Annotated in this window: 21 protein-coding genes; 5 read left to right on the top strand and 16 right to left on the bottom strand. The window is 36.0% G+C overall.

From position 1 onward, the window contains the following. The first annotated feature begins 107 nt into the window (after window positions 1-107). Entirely contained in the window at window positions 108-1,919 is a 1,812-nt protein-coding gene (locus KYG33_RS02630) for a TonB-dependent receptor plug domain-containing protein (protein ID WP_219072628.1), read from the top strand. A gap of 71 nt (window positions 1,920-1,990) precedes the next feature. Continuing rightward, window positions 1,991-2,707 carry a DUF2490 domain-containing protein gene (locus tag KYG33_RS02635; RefSeq protein ID WP_077417808.1) on the top strand — a complete coding sequence of 239 codons (717 nt, stop codon included), beginning with the start codon at window positions 1,991-1,993 and terminating at the stop codon, window positions 2,705-2,707. Here KYG33_RS02635 and KYG33_RS02640 read toward each other — a convergent pair. The 15 genes from KYG33_RS02640 to KYG33_RS02710 all read right to left on the bottom strand — a co-directional run bounded on the left by KYG33_RS02640 (window position 2,704) and on the right by KYG33_RS02710 (window position 15,163). After that, window positions 2,704-2,976: a hypothetical protein gene (locus KYG33_RS02640; RefSeq protein WP_180563658.1), complete on the bottom strand. Its 273-nt coding sequence runs from the start codon at window positions 2,974-2,976 to the stop codon at window positions 2,704-2,706. The two genes, KYG33_RS02635 and KYG33_RS02640, sit on opposite strands and share 4 nt — an antisense overlap. Beyond that, complete coding sequence (locus KYG33_RS02645; RefSeq protein ID WP_232538935.1) at window positions 2,948-3,364, bottom strand: hypothetical protein; 417 nt, start codon at window positions 3,362-3,364, stop codon at window positions 2,948-2,950. Before KYG33_RS02645 ends, KYG33_RS02640 begins: the two co-directional genes overlap by 29 nt. 10 nt (window positions 3,365-3,374) lie before the next feature. Next, entirely contained in the window at window positions 3,375-3,821 is a 447-nt protein-coding gene (locus tag KYG33_RS02650) for a phosphohydrolase (protein WP_077418113.1), read from the bottom strand. Between the two features lie 80 nt (window positions 3,822-3,901). Then, window positions 3,902-4,237 (bottom strand): YegP family protein, encoded by a 336-nt coding sequence (locus tag KYG33_RS02655; RefSeq protein ID WP_077417802.1) that lies wholly within the window; start codon window positions 4,235-4,237, stop codon window positions 3,902-3,904. Window positions 4,238-4,266: 29 nt separating this feature from the next. Next, a complete protein-coding gene (locus KYG33_RS02660; protein WP_180563659.1) occupies window positions 4,267-4,578 on the bottom strand; it encodes a hypothetical protein in 312 nt (103 codons plus the stop codon). A gap of 49 nt (window positions 4,579-4,627) precedes the next feature. Further along, the gene (locus tag KYG33_RS02665; RefSeq protein WP_077417798.1) at window positions 4,628-5,173 is read right to left on the bottom strand and encodes a hypothetical protein; all 546 of its coding nucleotides are present in this window, start codon (window positions 5,171-5,173) and stop codon (window positions 4,628-4,630) included. A gap of 85 nt (window positions 5,174-5,258) precedes the next feature. Next, window positions 5,259-7,049, bottom strand: a complete 1,791-nt coding sequence (locus KYG33_RS02670; protein ID WP_077417795.1) for an acyl-CoA dehydrogenase family protein — start codon at window positions 7,047-7,049, stop codon at window positions 5,259-5,261. A 16-nt stretch (window positions 7,050-7,065) separates the two neighbouring features. Next, window positions 7,066-8,244, bottom strand: a complete 1,179-nt coding sequence (locus tag KYG33_RS02675; protein ID WP_047384701.1) for a thiolase family protein — start codon at window positions 8,242-8,244, stop codon at window positions 7,066-7,068. A gap of 103 nt (window positions 8,245-8,347) precedes the next feature. Next, window positions 8,348-8,812: an IS200/IS605 family transposase gene (gene tnpA / locus KYG33_RS02680; RefSeq protein WP_077417793.1), complete on the bottom strand. Its 465-nt coding sequence runs from the start codon at window positions 8,810-8,812 to the stop codon at window positions 8,348-8,350. A 78-nt stretch (window positions 8,813-8,890) separates the two neighbouring features. Then, window positions 8,891-11,284 (bottom strand): 3-hydroxyacyl-CoA dehydrogenase/enoyl-CoA hydratase family protein, encoded by a 2,394-nt coding sequence (locus KYG33_RS02685; RefSeq protein ID WP_077417791.1) that lies wholly within the window; start codon window positions 11,282-11,284, stop codon window positions 8,891-8,893. 54 nt (window positions 11,285-11,338) lie between these two features. Then, window positions 11,339-11,791 (bottom strand): MarR family winged helix-turn-helix transcriptional regulator, encoded by a 453-nt coding sequence (locus tag KYG33_RS02690; RefSeq protein WP_034694513.1) that lies wholly within the window; start codon window positions 11,789-11,791, stop codon window positions 11,339-11,341. 165 nt (window positions 11,792-11,956) lie between these two features. Further along, window positions 11,957-12,880 carry an ABC transporter ATP-binding protein gene (locus KYG33_RS02695; RefSeq protein ID WP_077418110.1) on the bottom strand — a complete coding sequence of 308 codons (924 nt, stop codon included), beginning with the start codon at window positions 12,878-12,880 and terminating at the stop codon, window positions 11,957-11,959. A 98-nt stretch (window positions 12,881-12,978) separates the two neighbouring features. Further along, window positions 12,979-13,356, bottom strand: a complete 378-nt coding sequence (locus tag KYG33_RS02700; protein WP_180563661.1) for a GxxExxY protein — start codon at window positions 13,354-13,356, stop codon at window positions 12,979-12,981. Between the two features lie 250 nt (window positions 13,357-13,606). Then, entirely contained in the window at window positions 13,607-14,578 is a 972-nt protein-coding gene (locus tag KYG33_RS02705) for an iron ABC transporter permease (protein ID WP_180563662.1), read from the bottom strand. 24 nt (window positions 14,579-14,602) lie between these two features. Then, window positions 14,603-15,163 (bottom strand): TlpA family protein disulfide reductase, encoded by a 561-nt coding sequence (locus KYG33_RS02710; RefSeq protein WP_077417785.1) that lies wholly within the window; start codon window positions 15,161-15,163, stop codon window positions 14,603-14,605. A 33-nt stretch (window positions 15,164-15,196) separates the two neighbouring features. On the opposite strand from KYG33_RS02710, the gene KYG33_RS02715 reads away from it, so the two are divergent. Together KYG33_RS02715 and KYG33_RS02720 are read left to right on the top strand one after the other, a co-directional pair. Beyond that, window positions 15,197-16,321: a ferredoxin--NADP reductase gene (locus tag KYG33_RS02715; protein ID WP_219072629.1), complete on the top strand. Its 1,125-nt coding sequence runs from the start codon at window positions 15,197-15,199 to the stop codon at window positions 16,319-16,321. 56 nt (window positions 16,322-16,377) lie between these two features. Beyond that, window positions 16,378-16,935 carry a vancomycin high temperature exclusion protein gene (locus KYG33_RS02720; RefSeq protein WP_410493603.1) on the top strand — a complete coding sequence of 186 codons (558 nt, stop codon included), beginning with the start codon at window positions 16,378-16,380 and terminating at the stop codon, window positions 16,933-16,935. Here the strand turns inward: KYG33_RS02720 and KYG33_RS02725 are convergent. Beyond that, window positions 16,932-19,541, bottom strand: a complete 2,610-nt coding sequence (locus tag KYG33_RS02725) for a BamA/TamA family outer membrane protein (protein WP_219072630.1) — start codon at window positions 19,539-19,541, stop codon at window positions 16,932-16,934. The two genes, KYG33_RS02720 and KYG33_RS02725, sit on opposite strands and share 4 nt — an antisense overlap. Here KYG33_RS02725 and KYG33_RS02730 point away from each other — a divergent pair. Next, window positions 19,527-20,252 carry a TrmH family RNA methyltransferase gene (locus tag KYG33_RS02730; protein WP_180563663.1) on the top strand — a complete coding sequence of 242 codons (726 nt, stop codon included), beginning with the start codon at window positions 19,527-19,529 and terminating at the stop codon, window positions 20,250-20,252. The genes KYG33_RS02725 and KYG33_RS02730 overlap by 15 nt on opposite strands. Window positions 20,253-20,265 lie beyond the last annotated feature (13 nt).

A 20,265-nucleotide genomic window follows, 5' to 3' on the forward strand; every position in this document is an offset into this window, starting at 1 on the left:
GATGCAGCATTCCGCTGCATCTTTTTTTATGACAACTATCATTTGTCTGTCTTGGTGAACTCCCTTACTTTTGGAATCTGTTATAAAAGAAAAACTACGGAACGATTATGATCAAAAAGATAGGAAGTGCTTTTTTTCTGGGATCTTTACTTTGGGTAAATGCACAGGAGAAGACAACAGATATTGAAAGCATTGAATTTCAGGGAAAATTTATCTCTACACCTTATAAAAGTGCCAACCAGAATATCAGCGTTATCAGCAGAGAAGATATTGTAAATTCTCCGGCTAGAAGTATAGACGAAATTCTTCAGCAGGTACCAGGAATGGATATCAGAAGGAGAGGAGCCAATGGGGTACAGAGTGATGTCGGCTTCCGGGGCAGTTCTTTTGAGCAGGTTCTTCTGCTTCTGAACGGAATCAGGATGAATGACTCCCAGACCGGGCATAACAATATGAATATCCCGGTTGACCTGGATGACGTAGAAAGGATAGAAATCATAAAAGGGCCCGCTGCCAGACGTTTTGGGCAGAATGCTTATGCCGGTGTTATCAACATTATTACTAAAACAGTTCCCGGAAAGAAAGTTAAGATCAGTGCAGATGGGGGAGATTTCAGTACGTATGGCCTTGGATTCAACGCGCAGATAGGAAATGAAAAGTTTACCAACTCCCTTCAGGCCAATTCTGCTTCTTCAGAAGGATATATGTTCAATACTGATTATGAGATCAGAAATGTATTTTATCAGGGAAAGCTGAATATCAAAAACGGAGACGTAAGGGTACAGGCCGGTTTTTCGGAAAAGAAATTCGGAGCCAACGGTTTTTATGCTTCCAGTGCTGCAACAAAACAATACGAGGAAACACAGGCTTCGATTGTAAGTGTAGCCCATCAGCAGACTTTTGGGAAACTAAAGCTTAATTCAAATGTATACTGGAGAAGAGGACAGGATATGTATCTTTATGACAGATGGAATCCTGATTTTTACAGAAATATGCATATTGGAAATAATGTAGGCGGTGAGGTAAATTCTAGCTATCAATGGGGATTGGGAACCACCGGAATTGGAGTAGAATTGAGAAAAGAATTTTTAGTGAGCAGTAATCTGGGGGATAGAAACCGCTTTGTATCTCAGGTTTTCTTTGAGCACCATTTTTCATTACTGGATAAAAAACTGAACATCAGTCCGGGAATTTCATGGGCCAACTATTCTAAAGAAGGAAATTTCTTTTATCCTGGTTTGGATGTCGGCTATAACTTTAATCCCAATAGTAAAATCTACGGAAATATCGCAAAAGTACATCGTATACCAACCTTTACTGAACTTTATTATGTCAGCGGAACAGAACAGGGAAATCCGAATTTACAGCCTGAAAATGCGCTTTCATCCGAGGTAGGATATCAATATCAAAATAACAGAATTTTAGCTAAAATAAGCGGGTTTTTAAGGAACTCCAGCAATTCTATTGACTGGGTTAAAAATGACCTTAAAGACAAAATTTGGTTTGCCGAGAATGTAGGAGACATCAAAACGAAAGGGATTGAAGCAGAGTGGAGTCATAGGCCGTTAGACTGGCTGAAATACACAGTTGGGTATACGTATATCGACAGTAAATATGAAGAAAAAAACGGTTTGGTTTCAAGATATATTCTGGACAACCTGAGACACCAGTTTATTTCCAAATTAGAAGTGAAATTCCTGAAAAACTTCACCAATGAGCTTGTTTACCGTTACAATGAAAGAGTAAATCTGGGAACTTATAATCTTGTTGATGAAAAGCTGAGTTTTGCTAAAAAAGACTACTCAGTTTACGTTTTGGTTAATAATATTACCAATACAAATTATACGGAAGCATTTGGAGTGGCAATGCCGCAAAGGTGGTTTCACATTGGTTTTTCTTACACAATTAATATTAAGTAGGTGTTAATTTAATATTAATGAAAGTTAATATTAACAAATTGTTAAAAAATATACATTTGCAAAAATTTTTTATGAAACGTCTTATAGGCCTAGGTTTACTACTTGGAATTTCTTTTTTTAAAGCACAGGAACATATTTCCAGCTTCAATGCAGTGACTCTGACCTATAAGTTTCATCCAAAATTTTTCCTTTATGCAGAAGGACAGATGCGTGGTAATGAAGACTATACCTATCCTGATTATTATGAGATAAAAGGAGGCTTAGGATATAATCTTACCAAAAATCACAAGCCTTTCGTAGGATTGGGAAGATATGTCAACTATAAAGAGCACAGTTTAAGCAGAGAGGAATTCAGAGTATGGCTTCAGGATGTCATTGATATTAAAAAAGGCATCGTAAAATTTGAAAACCGTTTTCGTGTTGAAAAAAGCTGGTTCTATGAGCCTAAAACAGATCTTACTTCCCAGAGAATGCGTTACAGATACCGTCTGAATGTAAGTGTCCCTTTAAATTCCAAAACAATAAAGAAAGGTACTGTCTTCGCTAATGCGTATGACGAAATTTTCTTTGTAAGCCCTATGAAACCTAGCTTTGCCAGAAACAGAGTTTATGGTGGTTTTGGGTATCAGATTGATGATTACTTTGGAATCGTGAGCGGATATCTTTGGCAGCGTGAATTTGAAGCGAAAGGGAACAAAAATTTACATTTCATTTACCTTGCGTTAAACATCAACATCGATGGGACGGATCATCACACGAAGACCTACGATTTCCCAGGTGCAGATTAATTCTTACGTAAACTTGACTGAAAATTTAATAAATCCAGCTTAGAATTAAGATAGTGATCATTGAGTAATGCCCGGTATTTTTCAATCAGCAAAGATATAGCACCTACCTCATGCTCAAGATATTTGTCTTTGTTGAAGTAAATATATTCAGAATCTATAAATTCCTGTAAAAGATTTTTATCTTCATCAGTTAAGGCTTCCTTATAAGCTGAATTTTCAAGAAGTTCCCTGGTCTTTTGTTTAAAGGGTTCTTCTGCTTTTAATAGCATTCACATCAGGTGAAAGAAAAACTTTTTGTGGAGCTTTTACTTTGATTTCAGCTACAATTTCATCAATAATGGCAAACAGCTCAGGCTGGTGTGATCTGTTGACTTCTATCAGGTGACGGGTGCTGTAATGTGTCTTTTTAAAAATAAATTTAACAAGAAATATAAATACAAAAACTCCAACACTTAGCAATCCTGCTGCACCAAAAACGGTAAAGTAATTGAGAGAAATACTTAACAGTTTTATAGCCCCATATCCTAATAAGAATATCATCAGGAGTGAGGCGAGTATAAGTATCAGATAGATCAGGAAAAAAACTGAAATAGATACAATAGCAGAGACCAGCTTGGATTGATAAGCTGATGAAATTTCAGGAAGGTTATTAGTCATGTATTTTTTATTAATACTTCTCTATCAGATAACGGTACGCTTTCAGATATTTATTGAATCTTTTAATATCCTTAGGCGTAAGTTCTCTGTTTACTCTTCTAAGATCCATATTGTCACGAAGGTCATTCAGTTTTACGGCAACCGAGAGCAGAGATCTTTCTGTTCTTTTAATGAAATCATCGTAATCTTCTTCCGGATCAAATTTGGTAAGACAGCTGATGGCGAAAATGATATATTCAGGAAACCCCTCAGACCTTAAATAATCCAGACTGAATTCCACCGGATGGTCTTCTACGACATCATGCAGTACTCCAACGATTTTTTCGTCCAGTGTTTTGCCATATTCCATCACGCGCATCACGTGGGCTATGTATGGAGCATGGTATTTATCGGTTTGTCCTTTATGGGCTTTGTCAGCAATTTTGATTGCTCTATTCAGTAATTCTTCTTTTGTCATTTCTAATGAAAAATAGAATACAAAAATAAAAAATGCCTTAAAAAAATAAGACATTTTTATTAAGATTATTTCAATTCATTTTAAAGACTTGCCTCATTCTCTACGTGAGCATGCGGAGCATTGTTCTTTACAGACTCTATTCCGTTTTCCATGCCGTTGTCAGATTCATACATCTGGCTGGTTCCTATGATCTGTCCGTTTCCTGCTTTAAGATTGAAATAACATCTGCCGTCATTGGCTGTATTTCTTTCAAATTTTGAATCTTCCTGTGAATAGGTCTTTACAGATCCGATTCCGTTTTCGCAGGATGGTTTTGTGCTGTAACCCTGGCTGGTTAAAATTACCTGTCCGTTTCCTGCTTTGAGGTTAAACTGAAAGTCTCCGTTTGTTCTTTTAGAGATAATAAATTTTCCCATGTTTATCGTTTTTTTGAATTTGTGTTGTATTATTTAGATGGTAAAAGCTTCTTTGGACTTATCTGGAATTTGTCAGGAGTAATCGCGTTTAAAATTTTGTATTGTGAATAGTCCTTTGAGGATTCTTTCAAAGCCAGATAAGCCGTAGTATCGTTAGGTTTCTTAATCAACATTTTATAAAGTCCTATCCGGGACTGATTTGATTTCAGCGCAAAGTTTCCGGGGAATTTCCCTTTGCTGACAATTTTTACGGTATCTGTTTTTGGAATAGGAATTAAGTTTTCCTTTTTTTGTGCCGTCAGAGAAGCAGATAAAAGGAGTAGGGGAAATAATGTCTTCATATTATGTTTCGCGCTTTATGGTTTTTAGTTATAATAAAATTAGCAAAAATTATTGATCCTTCAGTAATAATCTGTAGTGTTTTGTGATTGTTTTCCCGGAAAATCTGATTGTAAGGGTTGTAGCCTCATGACTGTTATTGGTTTTATCAGAAATAATGAGAATTGAAAAATAGGAGTGATTGCCTTTTGATTCCCATTTTTTTAATGTTTCTTCCCTGTAACTCCGTAAGCTTTTATCATTCCTTTCTTTTTTTCTGTCTATCCAAAATATATCTGATCTTATATAATTCGGATAGTGATTGACAAGCTTCTTAATTTCATTTATTAAAAAAGGATAATCATTAAGAATCATCCTTGTTGTAATACATGTTTCTTCCTCAAATTCCTTCATCAGCTCTGTTCCACAAAAGGCGGTCCGTTCACTGTTAACTATTTTTTTAGGTTTCTCAGGTTTGTTTTGGTAGGCATATACTATTTTGTTTATAATCGGATCTTCCATTAGGCTGCTGCCTCTAAGGGTATCATTGGGCTTTCGTTGTGAAAAAATAATTCCGGGAATCAGAAATACAATAAAAACATATAATTTTAAATTCATCAATAAAAAATAAAGATTATTACATTAAATATATAAAAAACGCCCCGTAATGAGGCGTTTTGAATCAAATTTATGTTATTAAAGACTAATAAGCTCCTTTCTCGATATAGTGAGCCGCAACTTTTTCAGTTAAAGCTACTACATTCGGATGATTGGTATATTTTGTGAATCTTCTTAATCCTGAAAGCATCATTCTCTGTTCATCTCCTTCAGCGAAAGAAACGATTCCTTCTTTAGCAGCAGAGATGATTTTCTCAACCGCTTTGTAAAGATTAAGCTGAGCCATAGCTGCTTCTACAGATTCAGGAGAGAAGTGTTTCTCTGCTCTTAATACTGCAGATTCTGCCATATAGATTTGGTTAAGGATTTCAGAAGCGTTTAATAATAAATGCTGCTGTTTTTCAATATCCATCATGAATTTCTGAAGTGCAGCTCCGGAAACCATCAGGAATACTTTCTTAAGATTTGCGATAATAGCTTTTTCTTCACTCATGAATTCTGAATAATCTGGAACTTCAAATGAAGGGATACCCATCAATTCTTTGCTGATTGCCATTGCAGGAGATAAAAGATCTAATTCACCTTTCATTGCTCTCTTAATAAGCATTCCTACAGCCAATAATCTATTGATTTCGTTGGTACCTTCATAAATTCTACCAATTCTGGCATCTCTCCATGCAGATTCCATAGGTGTATCTTCTGAGAATCCCATTCCTCCATAAATCTGGATTCCTTCATCAGCTGTATTTTGAGTAAGGTCAGAAACGAAAACTTTAAGGATAGAAGCTTCTACTGCAAATTCTTCAACACCTTTTAATTCAGCTTGTTGATGATCCATTCCGCCAGCAACTAAGTCTGCAATTTTATCTTCAACATTTTTTGCTAAACGGTAAGAACCAGCTTCACTCACAAAAACTCCGGTTGACATTTCTGCAATTTTCTTTCTGATTGCTCCGAAAGTAGAAATAGAAACACCAAATTGCTTTCTTTCATTTGAATACTGAATAGAATGGTTTAAAATTCTTCTTTGTCCGTCAAGGTTTGCTGCAGCTAATTTAATTCTACCAACATTTAATGCATTCAAAGCGATTTTGAAACCGTTGTTTCTTTCACCTAACATATTTTCAACAGGAATTTTCATATCATTGAAGAAAACCTGACGGGTGGAAGAGGAACGAATACCTAATTTATGTTCTTCTTCACCAAATGTTAAACTGTTTGGATTTTCTAATTCTGAACGGTTGATCACAAAACCTGTAATGTTTTTATCATCATCAATTTTTGCAAATAATGTGAAAGTATCTGCAAAACCTGCATTCGAAATCCACATTTTTTGTCCATTGATGATGTAATGTTTTCCGTCTTCAGACAATTTTGCTCTTGTTTTCCCTGAATTGGCATCAGATCCTGCATCCGGCTCAGTCAAGCAATAGGCACCGAATTTTGTTCCTGTAGCTAAATCCGGAAGGTATTTCTTTTTCAATTCTTCATTCCCGTAAAGTAGAGTCGGAAGAGTTCCGATTCCCGTATGTGCTCCATAAGCCGTAGCTAATGAACCATTTCCTCCGGAAACATAATCGCAAGCTAACATTGTACTCACAAATCCCATTCCCAAACCGCCATATTCTTCAGGAACAGTGATTCCTAATAATCCCATTTCTCCTAATTTACGCATTGTTTCTTCAGTCAATGCATAATCCTTTTTCTCAAAACGGTCATGTTGTGGAATTACTTCTCTGTCTATAAATTCTTTAGCAGAATCACGAAGCATTTTTTGTTCTTCAGAAAGTTCTTCCAAAGAGAAAATTTCATTAGCTGGAATTTGTTTAATTAAAAACTCACCGCCTTTTAATGTTTTATTAAGTGTATCACTCATTATTTTTGTTTTTTAATTATAATAATTCAAAGATTGAAGCTGCGCCTTGGCCTGTTCCAACGCACATAGAAACCATTCCGTATTTGTTTCCGCGCTTTCTCATTTCGTCAAGAAGCTGAACTGTTAATTTCGTTCCTGTACATCCAAGAGGGTGACCCAATGCGATGGCTCCTCCGTTTACATTTAGAATATCAGGATTTAAGCCTAATTCTTTCTTAATGGCAACAGATTGTGATGCGAATGCTTCGTTTAATTCGATTAATTCAATATCTTTTAATTCTAAACCTGCTTGTTTTAAAGCTTTTGGAATAGCATAAATAGGTCCCATTCCCATGATTCTTGGCTCTAATCCGGCTGCTGCATAAGCAACTAATCTTGCTTCAGGCTCCAAACCTAATTCTTTTACCATTTCCTCACTCATTACCATTACAAAAGCAGCTCCGTCACTCATTTGAGAAGAGTTTCCGGCTGTTACGCTTCCTCCGTTGGCAAATACAGGTCTTAATTTTGCTAAACCAGCTAAAGAAGTATCAGCTCTTGGACCTTCATCTATTGAAAAATCAAACTTTTTAGTCTGCATTTTCTGATTTTCATCCAGGAAGTTATATTCTACAGGAATCGGAACAATCTGGTTGGCAAATTTTCCTTCCTGATTAGCTTTTAAAGCTTTCATATGAGATTCAAAAGCAAACTGATCCTGCTCTTCTCTCGTAATATTATATTGTTTTGCAACTTCTTCAGCCGTGTAACCCATTCCCCAATAGTAATCAGGGTTTGTTTTTGCGATATCCGTTTCAGGAACCGGTTTGTAACCTCCCATCGGAATGTATGACATAGATTCAGTACCACCCGCGATGATACAATCTGCCATACCAGCCTGAATTTTTGCAGAAGCAATAGCAATAGCCTCACTTCCTGAAGCACAGTATCTGTTGACGGTTACTCCCGGAACTTTATCGGTATTTAATCCCATCAAAGAGATCAGACGTGCAACGTTCAGCCCTTGTTCAGCTTCCGGCATTGCATTTCCTACGATAAGGTCATCAATTCTGTTTTTATCTAATTGTGGGAGTTCTGCCATTAATTTTTCAATAACGGTAGCCGCCATGACATCAGGTCTTGTAAATCTTAAACTTCCTTTTGGAGCTTTTCCAACGGCAGTTCTGAAACCTTTTACTATATATGCTGTTTTCATTTTGTTTTAATTAAATTATTTTTAGACTTTTTTGCCTCGTAGAGGTAAACTGTTCATAATATTTGTTTATGCTTTCTTTGTAGAGCTCCGTAGGAGCGACCTGTTAATCGCTAACCCATTCAAATAAATATTTTGGATCATATTCTATTTCAAATTTTGACATAAAATCCAGATATTCTTCTCTAAAAGTTTTCTTTTTATGATGTTCTTCCTGATTTAAAATATATTTTACAACAGAATCAACACTGCTTTTAGAATATGAAAAAGCTCCGTACCCTTCCTGCCAATTGAATTTTCCATTGATCCACCCTTTTTCATTGATGAATTTTGAAGAACCCGCTTTAATATCTCTTACTAAATCTGAAACCGAAAGGGTCGGATTCATACTTACGAGAATATGTACATGGTCTGGCATTGCAAAAACTGCGAATAACTTTTGGTTTCTATTGGACACAATACCTGTAATAAACTGATGTAATTCTTCTCTGTTTTCTTTTGAAATCAGATTTTGTCTTCCTTTTACAGCGAAAACAATTTGAATATAAATCTGAGTGTATGTATTTGCCATAAATTAACAGGCCGCCTCTACGAGGCTCTCCAATTTAAATTATTCATCTATTAACAGTTCGCTCCTACGGAGCTTCCGCTAGTTTCTTAGAGGTTTTCCGTTCTGTAACATGTACTGGATTCTTTCCAGAGTTTTTCTTTCTCCACAAAGCTGAAGGAAGGTTTCTCTTTCAAGATTCAATAGATATTGTTCTGTAACGACTGTTGGTTCAGACAGATTTCCACCTACCATTACGTTGGCTAGTTTATCTGCAATTTTCTTGTCGTGTGCAGAGATGAAGTTTCCGGTTAGCATTTGGTCTGTTCCTACGTAGAACATTCCTAATGCATCTTTACCAAGAACTTTTACTTTTTGCTCGATTGGCTGAGTATAGCCTTGTTCTGCTAATAGTTTTGCTACTTTTTTAGCTTCAGCAATTTGTCTGTTTTTGCTTACGGAAACAATGTCTTTTCCTTTTTCAAGGATTCCCATGTCATAAGCTTCATACGCAGAAGTTGCTACTTTACCCATTGCAATATTCATGAAAGCATCACGAAGTCTGTTGTTTTTAACATCATCATTATGGAATTCTCTGGAAGTTCTTAAAGTCAGTTCTTTAGTACCACCTCCGCCAGGAATTACACCTACACCAGTTTCTACTAGTCCAATGTATGTTTCTGCTGCTGCAACCACTCGGTCGGCATGCATTGTCATTTCGCATCCTCCACCCAGAGTCATTCCGTGAGGAGCAACAACTACAGGAATAGAGGAGTAGCGTACTCTCATCATTGATTTCTGGAAGTAAGCGATCGCCATATTCAAATCATCCCAATCCTGCTCGATAGCCATCATAAGGATCATAGCAAGGTTTGCTCCTACAGAGAAATTAGTTCCCTGGTTTCCTACAACTAATCCATCATATTCTTTTTCTGCTAAATCAATTGCTCTGTTTAATCCATCAAGAACTTCACCTCCAAGAGAGTTCATTTTTGAACGGATCTCGAAGTTGATAATTCCGTCTCCTAAATCTTCAATAGAAGCACCAGAATTACTCCAAAGTGTTTTGTTTTTTCTGATATTATCTAAGATGATGAATGCATCCTGACCTGGGATTTTATTGTATTCTCCTGAATTTTTATCAACGTAAATACTTTGCCCTTCATCATTAACTTTATAGAAAGTTTCTACATTTTTCACCCAGTCAGAAACTTCGTATCCTGCATCTTTTGCCAGTTCTATACCTTTGGCAACACCTACGGCATCCCAGATTTCAAATGGTCCGTTTTCCCATCCGAAACCTGCTCTCATGGCATCGTCAATTTTATAAACCTCGTCAGAGATTTCAGGAACTTTATGTGAAACGTAAGCGAATAATGCTCCTAACGATTTTCTGTATAATTCACCAGCTTTATCCTTACCTCCGATCAGAACTTTGAATCTGTCAATTGGTTTGTCAATCGCTTTTGTTAATTCTAAGGTAGGGAATGAAGATTTTCCTTGAAGTTCATACTCTAAAGTGTCAAGGTTTAATCCGTGAATTTCAGATTTTCCTTCTGCATTTTTCACTTTTTTATAGAAACCTTGTTCTGTTTTTGAACCTAGCCATTTATTATCCATCATTTTCTGGATATAGCCTGGAAGCGCAAAAACATCATTGAAATCATTAGCTTCAGCACCGCTCTGGCGAACGCCGTTGGCTACCATTACCAAAGTGTCAAGACCTACAACATCAGCTGTTCTGAACGTAGCAGATTTTGGACGTCCTATTACCGGACCAGTTAATTTATCAACATCAGAAACAGTAAGTCCTAATTTCTGTACATTGTGAAGAAGATCCATCATAGAGAATACACCGATTCTGTTGGCGATGAAAGCAGGAGTGTCTTTGGCTAAAACGGTGGTTTTACCTAAGAATTTCGCCCCGTAGTTCATATAGAAATCGATGATCTCAGGAGCTGTATCGTTAGTAGGGATAATTTCTAAAAGAGGAAGATATCTTACAGGATTGAAGAAGTGTGTTCCTGCGAAGTACTTTTTGAAATCTTCGCTTCTTCCTTCTGTCAGGAAATGAATAGGAATCCCGGATGTATTAGAAGAAATTAATGTTCCCGGTTTTCTGAACTGTTCAATCTTTTCGTATACAGACTTCTTAATGTCAAGTCTTTCTACTACCACTTCAATGATCCAGTCTGTGTTTTTTATTTTCGGAAGATCATCATCGAAGTTTCCGATTTTAATTCTGTCTGCAAACTTTGGTGAATAAAGAAGTGCAGGACTTGCTTTTTTAAGTTTTTCAAAGTTTTCGGAAGCAATTCTGTTTCTTACTACCTTATCATCTTTGGTCAAACCTTTTTTCTGTTCAGCTTCAGTAAGTTCAAAAGGAACAATATCCAAGAGTGATACTTCAACACCGATGTTGGCGAAGTGAGCCGCGATACCGCTTCCCATAATTCCTGAACCAAGAACCGTTACATGTTTGATTCTTCTTTTCATATGTAAATTTTTATTTTTATAAGATTATATGCCACCCGGAGGTTTCATCATAATTTATTTTCTGTTGTTTAATAATTCGTTTGCTATTTTCATGATTTCAGTCATGACATCTTTAAAAGCATCCAGCTTTTCGGGAGCAATTTTTTCCATCACCTTCTTGTTGAAGTTGACAACGACTTCCTTTGACATGTTTCTGGAGTTTAGTCCTTTATCTGTAAGCTTAATGATAACCTCTCTTTTATCAGTGGTTGTCTTTTCCTTATAGATATATCCGTTATCTTCCAGAAGTTTGATGATTCTCGTTAATGAAGTGGGTTCAATAGCCATCTTAGGACCAAGATTGGTACTTCGGGTTCCTTCTTTGGGATCAATTTTAAGAAGAGTAAGCGCCTGTACCGCTGTGGAATCATGTTCCTGGGCTAATTCTGTGTACATTTTAGAAACAGCCAACCAGGTCTGCTTTAAAATTAAATCTACGTTTTCTATTTTTTCCTTATTATTATCCATCATTTTTGCGCCAATGGTTTTACCCAAATTTAGTAAATATTATGCATGCATAGTATTTATTAACGTTAAATTTTGTTAATAACCTGAGAATAAATAGATTAAATTGTATGATTAGCATAATACTATGCATGCATAGTATGTGAATTGATCAAAGAAAATCTAGTATTAATGAATGTTTGTAATTAAATCAATGATTTCTTCAAAAGATTCACATTGGTAAGTAGAGGAATCTTTAGTAATTACCCAAAAAGCATTCTGAAAGTCAAAATTAAAGGCAGATAGGTCTTTTTGAAAGTTTTTTTGAAGCAGAGAATACAGCATTTCCTTGTGAAACTGGGGTGCCGAGATGAAAGGCGGAATAAAAGTCTCATTAATTTGAAATAATGATGCATTGGTGAGCTCCTCATGCTGAAGAAGAATGTCCTCAACAATTCCAGAATACAGATGATTGTCCTTTACATACCATATTTTATCTGCAAACTCTTTGGCTAGCCTCCAATCATGAGAAGAAAACAGGATCAATTTATTCTGTTCTTTAGCCAGTTTTCTCAAAGTTTTAAGAATAATGATTTTGTTTTTTTCGTCCAGATGAGTAGTTGGTTCATCCAGAATGATGATCGGGGAATTTTGGGTTATCGCCCGTCCGATAAAAGCTTTCTGAAGGTTTCCGTCTGAAAGATTTTTCAAAAGGGTATATCGGTATTGATTTAAATCCAGTTCTTCAATGATGTGGGCCACTTCTTCACGGTCTTCTTTTTTTAACTCAAAATAAAAAGGGTAGTAGATGTATTTCCCCAAAGAAATAAGATCCTCAACCGTATAATGCTGCGGAATAACAGACTTTGAAAAAACAATAGCAATATTCTCCGCAATTTCTTTTACAGAAAGACTTTTTACATTTTTCCCGTTCATAGAAATTTCCCCATTCAGTAAAGGCAGCTGATGCAGAATAGATTTGATCAGCGTTGTTTTCCCAACCCCATTATTACCAATCAGCAGGCATACATCACCAAGCTTCAAGTCCGCATTGGCATTGGAAATTAAAGTTGTATTGTAGCCGATATTTGCCTGTTTGATCTGTAGGTGCATACTTGATTTGATTATACGCAGAAGCGCAGAATGTTTTACAAAAATAAGGTTTTAAGGCGCAAGGAATCTGACTTTGTCAAAATTTTTATATTTTTTCTTTACAGGTTATTTACAATCCTTGTTACACCATTTTTGAAAACATCAGATTGAAAATTGAGTAATAACCCCAATTTACAATTTGCCATTTTTAAATAAGTTAAAAGCTGTGCTTTATGAGTAGGTGATATATATTCAACTGTTTTTACTTCCAGAATTACTTTGCTTTCAACCATCAGATCAAGTTTAAAGGCATTGTCTATTTTCAAATCTTCATAAATGATGGGAAGAAACTTTTGTTTTTCTACTAAAAATCCAGCTTTTGTTAATTCATAGTACATACATTCTTCATATGCATGTTCAAATAAACCTGCTCCAAGTTTTCTATGAATTTTTAATCCTGTTTCAAAAACAATTTTTGATAGTTCATTTTCTGTCATTTGTTGTGTCTTATTGAACTTAAATATATGAATTGTTAGGTAAAAGTACGGGAATGTAGGTGCAATAATTTATTTAGGTATGCTATTGGGTAAACGCAAAGGCGCAAAGATTTTATCTACGATAAAATTGAATACTGAATATTTAAAGCCATAGAATCATATACTTGACGCTTGCTGAAAATCTTTGATTTTCTTGCACCTTAAAATAAGCGTTAGTATAAAAAATCCTTGCGTTTATCCAACAAAAAAACTACACCTTATTCTGTTTCAAAAGCATCATCAGAATCACGGGAATTCCAAATACAGAGCTTATTACATTCAGAGGAATCTGAGTTTTTTCTGCAATAACCGAGAAAAGCAGCATGATCAGCATTCCCAGAAACATATTAAGAATCCATTGCTGCCATAATTTGGATGGATTATAGACAAGTCTGCAGAAGTGAGGGACAATAATTCCTATAAAGAGAATAGGTCCTAGAAATGCAGTAACAGAAGCTGAAAGGAGAGAGGAGGCAACTATTATTAAAAGTTTCAGCTGTTTCAGATTTACTCCTAAACTTTGTGCATAGGAATTCCCAAGAGAGTTTCCAATAAGTGGTTTTATAGCTCTAAAACAGATCAATACTCCAATTAAAACCAAAACAAGCAACACATAAATCTGGTTTCTGGTCACCATATTATTGGCTCCGAAAGACCATAATATATAGTTTTTCAAGCTTTGATTCTCTGCATAAAACTGAAGCAGTGATACAATTGCCCCGGCAAAAGCAGATACAAGAAACCCAAAAATAATGAGATAAGATTTGTCCTGAAATCTATTAGACATCGACAACAATATCAGCATTAAGAGCAAGCTTCCTCCAATAGCTGATAAACTGAGAAAACTGTTCTGTAAAAACTCAGGAAGTAAAATATTGTGGGAAAAGAAAATATAAAAGGCGACAGACAGGCTGGCAACCGAAGTGATTCCCAATATATCAGGTCCTGCCAGCGGGTTTTGAAAATATTCCTGCATCAGAAAACCTGAAGTAGGAATTGAAATTCCGGCCAGCATCATTACCAAAACACGGTTGATGCGGATTTCGGCAATTTGGTTATGAGCAGAATCCAGAAAGAAATCCTGGAAGCTTAAACTTAAAAACCCTGTGTTCAGATTGATGACAGCACTCATAATAATGGCAATCATAAATAGCAAACACAGGATTTTAAATCTTTTTGACATGATTTAGAAAGAGTTCAGTCTATTTTATTTTAAGAAAGAATCGATTTTTGAATTTAATACATCTTCCGTCATCATTCCCAGATATTCATCGGTTTTATCTCCTTTTCTCATGAAAGTAAAAGGAATAGAGCCTCCGTCCCATTGTTTGAAATTGGAAGCGAAGAAATTCTGATCTAGTTTTTGTCCATCAAGTAAGATAACATTTTTTCCCAGCTTATTTTCTGTTGCAAAATTCTTTACAGCACCAGCCCAATCAGCTTTATCGTCAAGGTTTATGAAAGTAAATTTTACAGGTTTACCCTTCAGTTCATCCATTTTACTTTTAAAACTTGGAATTTCTCTCATGCATGGGCCGCACCAGGTTGCAAAAAAGTTGGTGACATATAAAGTATCATTGTTTTTTGCTAAATATTGACTTACATTTTCAGGAGAAAGTTCTTTGGGAACATACGTACTTTCTTCAGCACCTGTTGGTTGGGTTACAGAAAGAGAATCTGCAGCTGCAGTATTTTCAGTTTTCTGGCCTTCTTTTTTACAGCTGTACAATGCAGTAAGGAGTAACGTGGATAAAATTATCTTCTTCATAAATTATTTTTTATCTATTTTTGAATTGAAGTTATGGAACAACAAATCTATAAAGGAAAACTGATACAGTTTCATCCGTTAAAAATAGCGAAAAAGGAAGAGCTGACCAAAAATACTTTTTCTCTGGAGTTTGATATTCCTGAGAATTTAAAAGAAAATTTCAGGTTTGAAGCCGGGCAGTTCGTCAGTATAAAATTTCAGGCATATGGTAAAGAGGTTATTAATGATTACTCAATGACTTCGGCACCTTATGAGGGGAAAATATGTTTAGGAATAAAGATGAATTCCCCTGAAGGTGCTGCTTCCCAGTTATTTCAAAACTATGATGCGGATGATATTCTATGGGTGAGTGAACCTGCAGGAAGATTTACATTGGTTTCTAAGCCAAGTGAGTTCAGAACCATTGTAGCCTTTGCTGCCGGTATTGGAATTACCCCGATTTTGAGCCACTTTAAGAATATTCTTCATACAGAACCCAGAACCCGGTTATTTTTATTTTTTGGAAATAAAAGTTCAGAAGACCTGGTATACCTTGATCAATTGGATAATCTTGCCAGAACATGTGGTGACAGACTTCAGATATTTTATTTCTTCTCACAGGAGAAAACAGGAGATCAGTTTTTTTATGGCAGATTGGATGCCAAGAAATTAAATCTTATCATCAATCAGATTCTCCATTTGGATGATACCGATGAAGAATCTACGATCTGGGATGCGGTGGACGAAGTGCTGATCTGCGGAAAAGGAGAAATGATCAAGACACTGGCCAATGCCTGTTATCACCACGGAATTCCGAAAAAGAACATCCATTTTGAACTTTTTGAGGAATTTAATGATGATATTTATCCTGTAGAAAAAGAATTTCCTCTGATTGAAGATATAGAGGTTGAATTTACCATGCTTGGAAAAAAATATACAACTCATCTTCCTGATAACAAGGACAAAATCCTGCAGCAGCTTCTGATTCAGAAGTTTCCGGTTCCTTATTCATGCAAGTCTGGAATCTGCGGAAGCTGTGAATGTTCTTTAGAAGAAGGAGAAGTGGAACTGCTGGAGAATGAGTATCTTACTGAAAGAGAAGAAGAGCAGGGGCATATATTGGCTTGCATGTCTATTGTGAAAAGTAAAAAAATAAAGCTTAACTTTGATCTTAGTTGAGAGTCATTAGGAACATATTTAACCTGGGTTTTATATCATTGGAATTGGGAATTCTGATGATATGTTTCTGTAATGTGTGGGTTTTCGGGCTTACCAACGGGAGAACCTATACCAAAATCTCAAAAATCCCACCAAGAGAGGTAGCATTGGTCCTGGGGACATCTCCGAAAATGAGATCCGGAAAATCTAATCCCTATTTTACGAAAAGAATGGATGCTGTAGCTCTTCTTTACCACCATGGGAAAATCAAGAAAATTATAGTGAGCGGGGAGAAGAGTACAGGGTACAATGAACCGAGAGCAATGAAAAATTATCTGGTTTATCTGGAAGGTGTTCCGGAAGATATTATTATGGAAGACCCGAAAGGTTTCAATACCTATAAAAGTATTCTCCGTTGTAAGGATGTTTATAAAAAGAAAAATGTCATCATTGTATCTCAGGGATATCACAACCTGCGGGCTTTGTTTTTTGCAAGAAACAATGATATGAATGCTTTGGGATTTGATGCTCAGGATGTCACAAAATCTGAAAGCTTCTACAGAAACCAGACGAGGGAAATCCTCGCCCGTGTGATTGCTGTAGTCTATTTTATTTTAGGCGTTTCTCCGGATTAGAAAGGATATCCGAACGCGATATTAACAGTGGGTTTAAAAGGCTGGAAATATTTGAATCTCCATCGGTTTCCATCAGGTTTATTCGGGTCATAGATCTTGTAAGCAAGGTCAATTCTGGCCGTTACATACGCGATATTCAATCTTAATCCAAATCCACTTCCGATACCTACCTGCTTCAGGAACTTATTAAATTTAAATTCATCTCCATATCCGTCATTATAGTTACGAAGACTCCATGTATTTCCTATATCTGTAAATAAAGCACCCTCATAGGTTTTATTGAACGGAATTCGGTATTCAATATTGGTGGTAAGCTTTAAATTGTCTGTCATATAAGTACGTACTCTTTCATCCACTTGAGAATCTGCAGGACCTAATCCTCCAAATGCTACCCATGCTCTGATATCGTTGGAACCTCCATTGAAATATGATTTGATGATTGGCATATCCTGAGAATTTCCATACGGTATTCCAACCCCGATAAACTGGCGAAGTACTAATGTCTGGTTTCCATTGAATTTGAAATATTTTCTGGCATCAATATCAAATTTTATAAACTGTGCATATGGCAGTCCGAAAATGGTTTTTTGAGGACCGGTAACAACACCTCCGTCGTTATCTTTTTTATTGAATAAGCTTAAAATGTTTCCTGCAAGCTCAACTTTCCCATTAAAATAAAATGCGTTTGGATATTCCTTTTTCCCAATTTCACTGTATACAAAGTTATAGATCATGGAAGAAATAAGAACATCCTGCGTTTGTCTGTCTTTGTTGACCAATGTTCCGGTAAATGCCGTTAAAAGATCTGTTCCCTGCTGATTCAGACTTCCACGGTAAGCATCGTTCTCGATAATTTCTTTAGAAACTTCATCTACGCTTAGTTTTCCATCTTTATAATCCTGACCAGTTTGTGCAGTTTGCGGGTTAAACATAAAATAATTCCCGAAAACTTCATCTTTTACTCTTCTGTCATTGACAAAGTAGTCGTAATAAGCATCTTTATTTTTGGTTAAACTGACCTGAGTATTGAATAAAGTAAGCTTATGGTATACCTGATCATTAACACTTGCCTGATAATTCAGTCCTGTATTAAAAATAATTCTTCCCAAACCGATGTTGTTCTGTATGGACGCCCCCAACAGAATAGATGAAGTAGGCGTATATCGTTTAGGGATAAATTTATAATAATTAAATGGAAGCAAAAGTCTTGGGAAATTCAAAGATGCCTGAGCTGATATTTCATAGGCGGCAACTCTTTTATCAATATCCTTTGTACTTCTGATAGATCCAAATGTTCCTGAAAGACTCGTGGAAAGGTTTTCTGCCCCCCTGAAAACATTACGGGTAGTAAGGTCTACGGAAGGAGAGATACCGAGATTTAAGAGCTGAGAGTAATTGATATCTGTTCCCAGTTTAAATTCATACTTTGGAAGAGGTTTCAGTACATATAAAACATCAACAATACTGTCGTTAGGTGATGCCATTCCTCCTTGTCTCAGGGAATCTCTTGCCTTAACGATGCTGAAATTGTTCATCGCCAAAAGGTTTCTCTTCGTTACGTCAAGTTTAGTCTGGTCGAAAACTTTTTTACTGTCCGGAATAATAGCTCTCCATATGGATGAAAGTTTATATTTATCATTCATCGTATGAAATCTTATTCTCCTTAAGCTGTCTTTTTTGGTGTTTTTAGGGTAATCACCCGGTTCATCTACAATCGCAACATCTATATTTCCGAAAGTTGAGATTTTATATGGAGTATCCAGAGAATCTTTGTGAATTTCCAGTGTCAAAGGAACCTGTTTTCTGCTTTTGAGAGAGTCAGCTACAAAATAAACCTCATCATTGGAGGCATTGAATCTATAGAACCCAAACTCTCTCATCAGATCAGTAATTCGGGTGACTTCTCTTTCAAGAACAGTCTGATCAAGTATCTGTCCGGATCTTATAAGACTTCTGTTCAAATTATAGTTGTAGTAACCTTTGATCCCCTGATCCGGAATATTATAAAAATAATCCTTGATTCGGGTAGGGTCATTATGCTTAATGGAATAATTAACAGCGGCTTTTTTAGCAGCGGAATCCAGGGTATGTTTAAACGTTACATCCGCATCCCAGTATCCTCTGTAAGTAAGTCTTTTTTTAATAGATTCAGCACTTTTTTCACTTCTGGTCTGATCAAGAATCACTGGCGGTGTTCCCCAGTTATGCAATAAACGATCGAACAGCAGGCTTTTTCCAACACTGCTTTTCATATTATATTTAAGGAATAAAGAGTCTCTCAGTTTCTGATTTCTCATCTCTCCGGGATAGGTCATATATTCATTAAGTATCGTATCGTATTTCGTGTCAGCCATATTGTACAGAAGAAGACTTAATGGCATGAAAAGAAATTGCTTTTTATTAGGCTTTTGCTGAATATAATCTTTGAGTTCCTCATCGAAAAATTCTTTCTTATCCTCGAACCCTAATGTGTTCTTGGTAAGCAGATATTCGCCTTCAGGAACTTTTTTTGTTGTACTACAAGCATAAAGGAGACCAACAAATGTTGCAAATGAGATAATTTTATAATATTTTTGAGGAGAATTCTTATAATGCTTACAGCTCATACAATAAAAATTTTACAGTCTTTAGATAAAAAGAAGTTCAGACAAAAATACAATTTGTTTTTGGTTGAAGGTAATAAAATCATTTGTGAACTTTTTAATTCTAACTTTAAAGTTAAAGAAATATTATCAACCGATCCACAAAAATTGGACCGTACTGATATTCCTGTTACTCATATCTCTGAAAATGAATTAAAAAAAATTAGTTTTCTTAAAACACCAAAAGATTCCGTAGCGGTATGTTATCTTGCTGAGGAAGAAAAATGGGCGGATAAGAATATACAGCTGGTTTTGGATGGAATACAGGATCCAGGAAATTTAGGAACCATTATACGGCTGGCAGACTGGTTCGGAATAGAACAGATTATCTGCAGTGAAGATACCGTAGATGTCTACAATCCGAAAGTGATTCAGGCTACTATGGGTTCTTTTACCAGAGTTAATGTTGTGTATACTGATCTTGTGGAATATCTTTCTGCAACAGAAAATGTAAATATCGGAACGGATATGGAAGGGGAGAACATTTATACATTTGAAAAACCTGAAAAGATCAATCTGATCTTAGGAAATGAAGGGAATGGAATGAGACCGGAAACTGAAAAACTTTTACAAAAAAGTATCAGCATCCCGAGATTTGGAAAATCCCAGTCTACAGAAAGCCTGAATGTATCCATGGCTGCCGGGATTATTTTAGGACAGTTATTTTCAAAATAAAACTTAGAAATTA

It is taken from the genome of Chryseobacterium sp. D764, assembly GCF_019317325.1.
Classification (GTDB): domain Bacteria; phylum Bacteroidota; class Bacteroidia; order Flavobacteriales; family Weeksellaceae; genus Chryseobacterium.

Excerpts from the sequence above, each read along its gene's own strand:
- KYG33_RS02630 (WP_219072628.1), top strand. The coding sequence starts at position 108 with ATGATCAAAAAGATAGGAAGTGCTTTTTTTCTGGGATCTTTACTTTGG.
- KYG33_RS02635 (WP_077417808.1), top strand. The coding sequence starts at position 1,991 with ATGAAACGTCTTATAGGCCTAGGTTTACTACTTGGAATTTCTTTTTTT.
- KYG33_RS02640 (WP_180563658.1), bottom strand. The coding sequence starts at position 2,976 with ATGCTATTAAAAGCAGAAGAACCCTTTAAACAAAAGACCAGGGAACTT.
- KYG33_RS02645 (WP_232538935.1), bottom strand. The coding sequence starts at position 3,364 with ATGACTAATAACCTTCCTGAAATTTCATCAGCTTATCAATCCAAGCTG.
- KYG33_RS02650 (WP_077418113.1), bottom strand. The coding sequence starts at position 3,821 with ATGACAAAAGAAGAATTACTGAATAGAGCAATCAAAATTGCTGACAAA.
- KYG33_RS02655 (WP_077417802.1), bottom strand. The coding sequence starts at position 4,237 with ATGGGAAAATTTATTATCTCTAAAAGAACAAACGGAGACTTTCAGTTT.
- KYG33_RS02660 (WP_180563659.1), bottom strand. The coding sequence starts at position 4,578 with ATGAAGACATTATTTCCCCTACTCCTTTTATCTGCTTCTCTGACGGCA.
- KYG33_RS02665 (WP_077417798.1), bottom strand. The coding sequence starts at position 5,173 with ATGAATTTAAAATTATATGTTTTTATTGTATTTCTGATTCCCGGAATT.
- KYG33_RS02670 (WP_077417795.1), bottom strand. The coding sequence starts at position 7,049 with ATGAGTGATACACTTAATAAAACATTAAAAGGCGGTGAGTTTTTAATT.
- KYG33_RS02675 (WP_047384701.1), bottom strand. The coding sequence starts at position 8,244 with ATGAAAACAGCATATATAGTAAAAGGTTTCAGAACTGCCGTTGGAAAA.
- tnpA (WP_077417793.1), bottom strand. The coding sequence starts at position 8,812 with ATGGCAAATACATACACTCAGATTTATATTCAAATTGTTTTCGCTGTA.
- KYG33_RS02685 (WP_077417791.1), bottom strand. The coding sequence starts at position 11,284 with ATGAAAAGAAGAATCAAACATGTAACGGTTCTTGGTTCAGGAATTATG.
- KYG33_RS02690 (WP_034694513.1), bottom strand. The coding sequence starts at position 11,791 with ATGGATAATAATAAGGAAAAAATAGAAAACGTAGATTTAATTTTAAAG.
- KYG33_RS02695 (WP_077418110.1), bottom strand. The coding sequence starts at position 12,880 with ATGCACCTACAGATCAAACAGGCAAATATCGGCTACAATACAACTTTA.
- KYG33_RS02700 (WP_180563661.1), bottom strand. The coding sequence starts at position 13,356 with ATGACAGAAAATGAACTATCAAAAATTGTTTTTGAAACAGGATTAAAA.
- KYG33_RS02705 (WP_180563662.1), bottom strand. The coding sequence starts at position 14,578 with ATGTCAAAAAGATTTAAAATCCTGTGTTTGCTATTTATGATTGCCATT.
- KYG33_RS02710 (WP_077417785.1), bottom strand. The coding sequence starts at position 15,163 with ATGAAGAAGATAATTTTATCCACGTTACTCCTTACTGCATTGTACAGC.
- KYG33_RS02715 (WP_219072629.1), top strand. The coding sequence starts at position 15,197 with ATGGAACAACAAATCTATAAAGGAAAACTGATACAGTTTCATCCGTTA.
- KYG33_RS02720 (WP_410493603.1), top strand. The coding sequence starts at position 16,378 with ATGATATGTTTCTGTAATGTGTGGGTTTTCGGGCTTACCAACGGGAGA.
- KYG33_RS02730 (WP_180563663.1), top strand. The coding sequence starts at position 19,527 with ATGCTTACAGCTCATACAATAAAAATTTTACAGTCTTTAGATAAAAAG.
- KYG33_RS02725 (WP_219072630.1), bottom strand. The coding sequence starts at position 19,541 with ATGAGCTGTAAGCATTATAAGAATTCTCCTCAAAAATATTATAAAATT.